The 8990-nt window shown below is 66.4% G+C and carries 9 protein-coding genes; all 9 read left to right on the top strand.

What is annotated here, in order from left to right:
- Window positions 1–3: 3 nt before the first annotated feature.
- Window positions 4–1503 carry a pilus assembly protein TadG-related protein gene (locus OM960_RS12745; protein WP_264772188.1) on the top strand — a complete coding sequence of 500 codons (1500 nt, stop codon included), beginning with the start codon at window positions 4–6 and terminating at the stop codon, window positions 1501–1503.
- A gap of 4 nt (window positions 1504–1507) precedes the next feature.
- Complete coding sequence (locus tag OM960_RS12740; RefSeq protein WP_263334696.1) at window positions 1508–2032, top strand: TadE/TadG family type IV pilus assembly protein; 525 nt, start codon at window positions 1508–1510, stop codon at window positions 2030–2032.
- Complete coding sequence (locus OM960_RS12735; protein WP_263334698.1) at window positions 2029–2679, top strand: TadE/TadG family type IV pilus assembly protein; 651 nt, start codon at window positions 2029–2031, stop codon at window positions 2677–2679. Before OM960_RS12740 ends, OM960_RS12735 begins: the two co-directional genes overlap by 4 nt.
- 54 nt (window positions 2680–2733) lie before the next feature.
- Window positions 2734–3942 carry a CpaE/TadZ family protein gene (locus OM960_RS12730; RefSeq protein WP_263334699.1) on the top strand — a complete coding sequence of 403 codons (1209 nt, stop codon included), beginning with the start codon at window positions 2734–2736 and terminating at the stop codon, window positions 3940–3942.
- A 5-nt stretch (window positions 3943–3947) separates the two neighbouring features.
- Window positions 3948–5339, top strand: coding sequence for a TadA family conjugal transfer-associated ATPase (locus tag OM960_RS12725; RefSeq protein WP_263334701.1), 1392 nt, complete (start codon window positions 3948–3950; stop codon window positions 5337–5339).
- A complete protein-coding gene (locus tag OM960_RS12720) occupies window positions 5336–6304 on the top strand; it encodes a type II secretion system F family protein (RefSeq protein WP_263334703.1) in 969 nt (322 codons plus the stop codon). Before OM960_RS12725 ends, OM960_RS12720 begins: the two co-directional genes overlap by 4 nt.
- Before the next feature lie 12 nt (window positions 6305–6316).
- Complete coding sequence (locus OM960_RS12715) at window positions 6317–7312, top strand: type II secretion system F family protein (protein WP_263334704.1); 996 nt, start codon at window positions 6317–6319, stop codon at window positions 7310–7312.
- A 294-nt stretch (window positions 7313–7606) separates the two neighbouring features.
- Window positions 7607–8470 carry a helix-turn-helix transcriptional regulator gene (locus OM960_RS12710; RefSeq protein WP_264772187.1) on the top strand — a complete coding sequence of 288 codons (864 nt, stop codon included), beginning with the start codon at window positions 7607–7609 and terminating at the stop codon, window positions 8468–8470.
- A gap of 13 nt (window positions 8471–8483) precedes the next feature.
- Window positions 8484–8972 carry an A24 family peptidase gene (locus tag OM960_RS12705; RefSeq protein WP_263334708.1) on the top strand — a complete coding sequence of 163 codons (489 nt, stop codon included), beginning with the start codon at window positions 8484–8486 and terminating at the stop codon, window positions 8970–8972.
- Window positions 8973–8990: the final 18 nt, after the last annotated feature.

Below are 8990 nucleotides of genomic sequence, written 5' to 3'. Positions count from 1 at the left end.
GCGATGACGATCCGAGACCGCATAGCCGAGTTCAACCGGAACCAGGACGGCGCAGTGCTCGTCTTCTTCGCGGGGGCGCTCGCGGTGCTGCTCGGTCTCATCGCGCTGTCGTTCGACTTCGGCCGCAGGGCCTCCACCCAGTCGGAACTGCAGTCCTACGCCGACCATGTGGCGCTCGCGGCCGCGGGCGAGCTTGACGGCAACAGCGACGCGATCACCCGCGCCACTGCCGCGGCAGCCAACCTCATCTCCGACAGCCAGAGCTTTGGCCGCACCTCGTCAGAGACCTACGGCAACGCCGACCACACGCTTGCGGGGGCCAGCAACTACACGCTGGCCTTCTACAAGACCCTGCCGAGCAGCGACACCGCCAGCCTGAACGCCGGCTTGACCACCAAGCCCGAGGATGCTTCCTACGTGCGCGTCGTGGTCACGCCGAAGATCGTCGATTACACCTTCGCGGCCGCCTTTTACGCGATGATGGGCGGGCAGGAGCCGGCCAACGCGGTCAGCGCCTCGGCGGTCGCGGGCTTCACACAGTACGCCTGCGACATCACCCCCCTGATGTTCTGCCTGCCGGACCCGAGCTACAAGGCCGACGCCAATATCGGCGACCTGATCCTGCTGCGCTCGGGCGGCACCGGCGCTGCCTGGGGGCCGGGCGATTTCGGCTTCCTCGATCCGTCCTATGCCAAGGTCGATCCAAACGGTCCTTGCGGCGGCAAGACCGGCGCACAACTCGACGCCTGCCTTCTCGGCGCGATGGGCAGCATCACCCAGTGCTTCGCCCAGCGCGGCGTCGATACCGCGCCCGGCCAGAAGGTCGGCATCGAGGACGCGAGCTTCAACGTCCGCTTCGACATGTACTCCGCGATCATGAACGGCAAGAAGAACGACCCGGCCTATGCGCCCGCGCCGAACGTGATCAAGGGCGTGGCGGACAAGAACGGCAATGCCTGCGTCGGCAGCAACCCGCCGGAAACCTCAGACACATACGCGCTGCCCAAGGACAACTGCTTCTACACCAGCACCTGCTGGAATGGCCGCTTCGGTGACGGCAACTGGAGCGATCCGACCAATGGACGTCCGAAGTACGTAGAAAAGAACTACGGCCCGGCTGCGCCCGACCCGCATCCCGCCGCGCAGACCCGGTACGAATACTACCTGGCCGAGATCGCCGCTGCAGGAGGGGGCGGGTCGAGCACACCGATCCTCACCGGCCGCAGCGAGACCGGCCGCCCGCAATGCTCGAACAATCAGGCGATCGACCCCGACCGTCGCATCGTCATCGCCGCCGCGATCGACTGCGCCGCCAATCCGATCAACGGCCAGACCAACAACGTGCCCGTGGAGGAGTTCTTCAAGCTCTTCCTGACCCGGCCCGTCGGCACCAACGGCGCCTCGCCGCCGACGCTCGACCTCTGGGGCGAGGTCGTCGGTTCGGCCAGCGCTCCGGTCGGCGGTGGCGGTCTCTTCCACGACGTCGTCCAGCTCTACAGGTGATCCGATGACCCGGTTTTCGATCCGAAACACGCCCCTGAGCCGCACGATCCACGCCGCGCGCCGCTTCCGCCGCGCAGAGGACGGTGTCGCGCTCATCGAGTTCGCGATCGTCCTGCCCGCGATGCTTCTCGTCTTCGCGGTGATCATCGAGGGCAGCCGGCTCATGTTCGCCTACCACGCCGCGATCACCGGGGTGCGCGACGCAACGCGCTACCTGTCGCGGGTCGTGCCCGTCGACATCTGCACGACCGGCGGATCGGTCACCGGACATACCGCGAAGCTCACCGGAATCGTCTCCCAGAGCGTCTCCGGCACCCCGGTCTTCCCGCCGCTGGTGACGGTGAACTCGGTGACGCCGAGCCTCGCGTGCGTCGCCGGCACCTACCGCAACAACCCCGCGCCGGTCGCGACCGTCACCGCGAGCTTCTCGATCTCCTTTCCGTTCAGCGGGGTCTTCGCGCTCTACGGCGGCAACGTGACGCCGCTGACCAAGAGCGTGACCGATTCAGCGAGGGTCTTCGGCACATGACACAGCGCAACCACCTTACCGCGCGGCTCCTGTCGCGCCTCGCCCGCGACGAGCGCGGCACGACGATGGTCGAACTCGCGATCGTGCTGCCGTTCCTCCTGCTGCTTCTTCTCGCCCTGGTCGATTTCGGCCGGATGGGCGGCGAGTACGTCATGACGAGCAAGGCGGTGCAATGGGCCTCGCGGCTCGCCGTGGTGCGCCCCCCGGCCTGCCCGGGCGTGCCGACCTTCAACGCCCGCGGCCCGGTCGCCGGCGGCACGATCCCGCCGAAATTCGGCACTGCCTGCTCCGCCGGCAGCAACATCTGCGTCAACCCCGGCACGATCAGCTGCACCGCCTCCACGGCCAACCCGACCGTGCAGGAAATCTGGACGGCGATCTCGCCGATGATGCCGAACAACGCCACCCCGGCGAACCTGCGGTTCAGCTACGCCTACGACCCCGCGCTCGGCTTTCTCGGCGGCCCCTATGTGCCCATCGTCACGGTCGAGGTGCAGAACCTCAACTTCAACTTCGTGACGCCGCTCGGCGGATTCTCGACGCTCTACGGCACCGTCAACCCGCAGGTGCCGCCCAACAGCCTGCCCTTCCCGGCAATCAGCACCTCGCTGCCGGGCGAAGACCTCGACCTTGGAACAAACGGATGAGTGAAACCCGGGGTCGGACCGCCTGACCGGCCGAGCCCCGAGGAGGATGAAACGATGACCGACAAGACAAAATCCATACTTCTGATCACCCCCGACGATGGTATTGCCGACCTGGTCGGAACCGCGCTGCAGACGAGCACCGGCCTGCAGGTCGAGACCCAGGCCTCGACTCTGGCGAAGATCAATGGGCACGCGGTCAAGATGATGTCCGATCACGACGTCATCCTGTTCCACACGAGCCCCAACAACATGGCCGAGATCACGGCGATCGAGGCCATGACGGCGAACCGGCGGCCGGGCACGACCCTGATCGCGCTCGTCGACGGCAATGTCTCGCTGTCGCAGGTGCGGGCGCTCACCCATGCCGGCGTCGACGAGGTCCTGCCGCTGCCGGCGGAGGGAGAGGAGCTTGACCGCCGGGTGCTGAAACTCGCCCGCGCCGCCGCCGCGAAACCGGCCGAGGCAGTGTCGAGAGGGCGGATCATCGCAGTCACCCAGGCGCGCGGCGGTATCGGCTCAACGACCGTCGCGGTCAACCTCGCCGATCAGCTTGTCGGCGGGCGTGGCTGGGGCGCGCGCAAGCAGGGCCGCAAGGTCGCGCTGGTCGATCTCGACCTGCAGTTCGGCACCGTCGGCTCGTTCCTCGACCTTCCCGAGCAGGACAGCCTGCTGCAGCTCGCGCTGGACGGGGTGGTTCCGGACGAGAACTTCCTCGACCAGGCGATGGTCAAGGGGCCGAACGGGATCTCGGTGATGCCCGCGCCGTCAAAATTCGCGCCGCTCGACTCGCTGCGCCCCGATCAGGTCGCGGCGATCCTCGACACGCTGCGCCAGAGCCATGACTTCGTCGTCGTGGACCTGCCGCGCGCAATCGTGAACTGGATCGAACCGGTGATCCAGCGCGCCGACGAGCTCCTCGTCGTCACCGACATGTCGGTTCCCGCCATCCGCCATTGCCGCCGGCTGATCGACTTCTTCACGCAGGACAATCCCGCGCTCACGGTGGACATCGTCGTCAACCATGAGAACCGGCCGCTCCTCCAGTCACGGGTGCACCGCGAGGCGGCCAAGGCGCTCGAGCGCAAGCTCGACCTCTGGCTCCCGCATGACGCACGCGCGGCCACGAATTCCGCCGATCGCGGGCAGCCGCTGTCCCTCGCCGCGCCACGATCGCCGCTCGGCAAAGCCATGGGCCGTCTCGCGCAGTCGGTCGTCAACCGTCATCAGGAAACGGCCCGTCGGCAGGGCAACAGTAAGGAGTAATCGTCGTGTTCAAGCAGTTCACCCGTACGGAAAAGCCCGTCGACCCCAAGATCGTGGCCATCGGAGCCCGCGCCCCGCGACAGGAGGCGGCCCCCGCCGCCCCGACCGCGGAGGAAAGCGAGCTGATGGCCCGCCTCGAGCTGAAGAGCAAGTTGCACGACGTGCTGCTTGACCGGCTCAACCTCGCCGTCATCGACCGCGTGCAGCCTGACGAGCTGCGCCGCGAGGTCGCGGCGCTGGTGTCGCAGGCGCTCACCGAGGAGGGCCGCCCGATGCGGACCGAGGAGTTCAAGCAACTTGTCGACGAGCTTCTCGACGAGGTGCTCGGCTTCGGCCCGCTGGAGCCGCTGCTGGCCGATCCGACGATCAACGACATCCTCGTCAACACCCACCGCAGCGTCTATGTCGAGCGCGCGGGTGTCCTGGAAAAAAGCCCGGTGCGGTTCCGCGACGAGCGCCACCTGCTCAGGATCATCGACAAGATCGTCTCGCGCATCGGCCGCCGGGTCGATGAATCGAACCCCTGGGTCGACGCGCGTCTCGCCGACGGCAGCCGGGTGAACGCGATCATCCGCCCCTGTGCCATCGACGGCCCGTCGATGTCGATCCGCAAGTTCGCGCGCCGTCCCCTGACGATGGAACGCATGATCGAGATCGGCACGCTGAACGAGGCAGCGGCGCTGCTCCTCCAGGGGCTCGTGAAGGCGAAGCTGAACATCCTCATCTCCGGCGGCACCGGCTCGGGCAAGACGACGATGCTGAACGCCATGTCCCGCAACATCGGCGCACGCGAGCGGATCGTCACGATCGAGGACGCGGCCGAACTGCAGCTCCAGCAGGATCATGTGGTGCGGCTGGAAACCCGGCCCGCCTCGCCCTCGGGCGGCGGCAGCGTGACCCAGCGCGACCTCGTGCGCAACGCGTTGCGGATGCGCCCCGACCGGATCATCGTCGGTGAGGTCCGCGGAGCGGAAACCTTCGACATGCTCCAAGCGATGAACACCGGCCATGAAGGCTCGATGACCACGGTGCACGCCAATACCGCGCGCGACGCGCTCGGCCGGATCGAGCAGATGGTGACCATGATCGGCCTTGACTTCCCGGTCTCGGCGATCCGCTCGCAGATCGCCTCGGGCCTCAACGTGGTAATCCAGCTCAACCGTCTCAGCGACGGCACCCGGCGGGTGATGAGCATCTCCGAGATCACCGGCATCGAGGGCAGCACGATCACGATGCAGGACATTTTCGTCTACCGTAAGACCGGCACCACCGAAAGCGGCCAGGTTCTCGGCGAATTCATGGCGACCGGCATCCGGCCGCGCTGCGCCGACGCGATCCGGGCGGCCGGCGTCGACCTGCGCGGCGACCTCTTTGCCAGCCGGGGGACAAGCCAATGACCAGCTTGCCGCAATTCGAACTGAGCTCGCTGGCCTATGTCGGGGTGTTCCTCGGAGCGCTTCTGATATTCGAGGGCCTGCGCCAGATCGTCACCCGCAGCGAAAGCCGGACAGAGGCGCGCAACCGCCGCATGCGGATGATTGCCGACGGCGCCTCGACCGAGGATATCCTGCGGCTCCTGAAGCCGCGGACCGACGGGTGGCAGCTGAAATCTCTGCCGCTGATCGGAACCCTGCCCGCGGATATCCGCAAGGCCGGGCTGACGATCAAACCTGGTGCGTTCCTTTCGCTCTGCCTCGCGGCCACGGGTGTCGTGGCGCTCGCGGCCTCGACGGTGACGTCGCCGCTGACAGCGGCCGGGGTCGCGGTCCTGGCGTGCCTTGTGCTTCCGCTGCTGCGGCTGCGCGCCCTGCGCAACAAGCGGATAAAGGATCTGGTCCAGCAGCTTCCGGACGCGCTCGACCTGATGGCGCGCTCGCTCAAGGTCGGTCATCCGTTGAACACCTCGATCGCCGCCGTCGCGCGGGACATGCGCGACCCGATCGCCTCGGAATTCGGCATCGTGGTCGACCAGGTCAGCTACGGCGACGATCTGGTGGATGCCTTTACGGATTTCGCCGACCGCATCGACGTCGAGGACGTGCGCTACCTGGCGGTGAGCGTCGCGATCCAGCACGGCACCGGCGGCGACCTCGCGCGGGTTCTCTCGACGCTGTCCAAGGTGATCCGCGACCGCATGGCGATGCGCCGCAGGATCCAGGCAATCTCGGCCGAGGGTCGGCTCACCGCTGTGTTCCTTTCGGCATTGCCGATCCTCATCTTCTTGGGAAGCTCGGTGACAAACCCAAACTACTATTGGGGCATCTCCGGTGACCCGCTGTTCCGGCCGTTCGCGGCCGTCGTCGTGGCGCTGACCGTTGGAAACTACATTGCGATGCGCCGCCTCGTGAACTTCAGGATCTAAGTGGAGGCCAGGATGTTCGACACTGTACAATCTCTCGTGACCGACGCCGGAATCACAATACCGACCCTCATCATCCTCGGCGTCGGCATCGGCGTGATGCTGTTCGTGGTCGGCCTGTCCGGAAGCTCCTCCGGCAAGGATCCGGTCCTGCGCCGCATCGAGGAGCAGGGGCGGCGCAGGCAGACCACCGCCGACAATGGCATCCTGCGCCAGTCGAGCGCGGATCCGACCGGGCTGATGAAGACCCTGATCCCGGTGGACCGCAAGCAGCGCGGCGCGGTCGAGCGCCAGCTTGCGCTGGCCGGGTTCATGGGACCGCACTCGGTGCGCAATTTCTACCTCATGCGTCTCAGCCTCGGCATCATCATGCCCGGTCTGCTTCTCCTGGCGATCTGGACCGCGCGCACCGGTGCGCTGGCCGTGCCGAGCCCGATCGAAGCCGCGATGGCGAGCTGGAGCCCGGCGCGTGTTCTCATCGTCCTCGCTTTCTTCGTCGTCATGGGGTTCTTCGGCCCCGCGCTCTGGCTGAAGGACCGCGCGAACGAACGCCGCCGCGCCATCGAGGAGAGCTTTCCCAACGCGCTCGACCTCGTTCAGATCTCGGTCGAAGCCGGGCTTGGCTTCGACGCGGCAATGATCCGGGTGGCCAACGAGCTCGAGACCACCGCGCCCGAGATCTCCCAGGAGTTCCTGGCGGCGCAGCGCGAGATCCAGGCCGGACGTTCCCGCGACCGGGCGCTGCTCGACATGGCCGAGCGCACCGGCGTGGACGAGGTGAACTCCTTCGCCAACGTGGTGCTGCAATCCATGCAGTTCGGAAGCAGCATCTCCGAGACGCTGATGACCTATGCCGACGAAATGCGCCGCAACCGCGAGATGCGCGCGCAGGAGATGGCCAACAAGCTGCCGGTCAAGATGTCGGCCATCATGGCCTCGCTGATGCTGCCGGCCCTCCTCCTGCTGTCGCTCGGTCCGGTTGTGATCCGCTACATGCGGGTGATGATGTAGTGATTCTCCGGCGCGGGCGGCATCGGCCATCCGCCCGCGCCAGTACAGCAACAATTCCCAAAATCGGTACCTAATTATTCCCATGAGCCCTGAGAAATTCACCTCAGGGTTGCATTTGTTAACGATAACAGCCGAAACCGCGTCAGAACGTTGACAGAAGAGCGCGCCCACTGTCAGCATGATTTCGAAGGCGCACTGGTTTGAAACGCCGCATTTAATTCCAGCCTTGGATTTTATGGGCTACGCCTTCGTTGACCGCCGACAAAGCGGCCGTACGAGTGTGTTGGAGGTGTTATGATTAATCGCTCCGCTGGAATTGGCGACAACACCGCGCCCTTTTCCCCCGCTGTTCAGACAGACGTTGTCGATGCGATCGCGGACTGGTGCGAGGCGCTGCATGGCAGCCTGCCGCTCCAGGAGGCTTTTGCGCATTTCGCGATCGGTCTCGGGGCCGAGGCCGGGATGCTCGTCCGCACCCATGTAAGCGATTTCCGTCCGGTCCGCGTCGCGATGTGGGACCGCCGCGCGGACAACACGATCGCCCCACTCCGCACCTCCTTCGCGGACAGCTTCTTCGGCCCGGCGATAGCGCGGCCCAAGGTCGCCTCGATCTGGCTCGCCTCGGATCATAACGACGATCCGAGCCATCACCCCGATCCGGCGCTGGAATCCTGGCAGGAACGCCGGAGCCTGTCGGAATTCGTCGTGCTCGCACTGACCGGAGGCGGGGTCACGCGCGATCATATCGAGCTGCATTTCCAGACCCCGCTTTCCCCCGAAAAGCTGGCAACACTGAACTCGGTCCTGCCGCCGATGGCGCGGACCTGGGCCAGCCGCCAGGTCGGGCTGGTGACGCGCTCGGTGGTCAATCATCGCACTGTCACGGAGCTGCCTCGCCCCAGCCGGCCCAAGCCTGCCCTGCTCGGGCCTGCGAATCCGGCTGGGCTCAGCCGGGCCGAATTCCGGGTTTGCATCCTCCTTGCTCGGGGGCTCTCGGTGGTCGGCGTCGCGAGTGAACTGGCGGTGTCGGACTCCACCGTCCGCTCGCATCTGCGCAATGTCTACGCCAAGACCGAGACCTCGAACCTCGCCGAACTGGTCTACAACCTTGTGACCTCGGCGGCGGAGCCGGTGCCGTCGGATCCGCGCTGCGCATGAAGGGGGCGCGACCATGCCGACAGCCCTGATCCCGCTCGTCCTTGTCGCGCCGCTTCTTGTCTGGATGGCCTATGGCGACCTGCGGTTCCTGCGGATCCCGAACCTGCTTTGCATCGCGTTGATCGGGGTCTTCGCCGCCTCCGCGCTGGTTGCGCCGCCGCCCGATCTCGTCGCGCGGCTGATCATCGCCGGCGCGATTTTCGGCATCGGCTTCGTGACTTTCTGCCTCGGCCTCTTCGGTGGCGGCGACGTGAAGGCACTCTCTGCGCTCATGCTCTTCGTTCCAGCCGCCACCCTGCCGCTCTTCTGCATGGTCTTCTCGGCCTCTATGATGATCGGCATCGCCTTCGTCCTTGGTCTGCGCGCGATCCCGGCCACCGGGGCGCTCGACTGGGCCTCGATGGAGCGGAGCCGGAAGTTCCCGATGGGCGTGTCGATCGCGATGGCCGGCATCGCCCATCCCTTCGCGGTGATCTGGCTCATGCCGGAACTGCCGATCTGACGGCGGCGCGATGAGCCG

The organism is Defluviimonas salinarum (assembly GCF_026013545.1).
GTDB classification, from domain to species: Bacteria; Pseudomonadota; Alphaproteobacteria; order Rhodobacterales; family Rhodobacteraceae; genus Albidovulum; species Albidovulum salinarum.
Note: the sequence above shows the minus strand (reverse complement) of the source record. Positions and strands in the feature narration are given on the sequence as shown.

Bases quoted from the DNA above. Each gene is read 5' to 3' on its own strand.
- OM960_RS12735 (WP_263334698.1), top strand. From the start codon at position 2,029: ATGACACAGCGCAACCACCTTACCGCGCGGCTCCTGTCGCGCCTCGCC.
- OM960_RS12730 (WP_263334699.1), top strand. From the start codon at position 2,734: ATGACCGACAAGACAAAATCCATACTTCTGATCACCCCCGACGATGGT.
- OM960_RS12705 (WP_263334708.1), top strand. From the start codon at position 8,484: ATGCCGACAGCCCTGATCCCGCTCGTCCTTGTCGCGCCGCTTCTTGTC.
- OM960_RS12710 (WP_264772187.1), top strand. From the start codon at position 7,607: ATGATTAATCGCTCCGCTGGAATTGGCGACAACACCGCGCCCTTTTCC.
- OM960_RS12745 (WP_264772188.1), top strand. From the start codon at position 4: ATGACGATCCGAGACCGCATAGCCGAGTTCAACCGGAACCAGGACGGC.
- OM960_RS12740 (WP_263334696.1), top strand. From the start codon at position 1,508: ATGACCCGGTTTTCGATCCGAAACACGCCCCTGAGCCGCACGATCCAC.
- OM960_RS12715 (WP_263334704.1), top strand. From the start codon at position 6,317: ATGTTCGACACTGTACAATCTCTCGTGACCGACGCCGGAATCACAATA.
- OM960_RS12720 (WP_263334703.1), top strand. From the start codon at position 5,336: ATGACCAGCTTGCCGCAATTCGAACTGAGCTCGCTGGCCTATGTCGGG.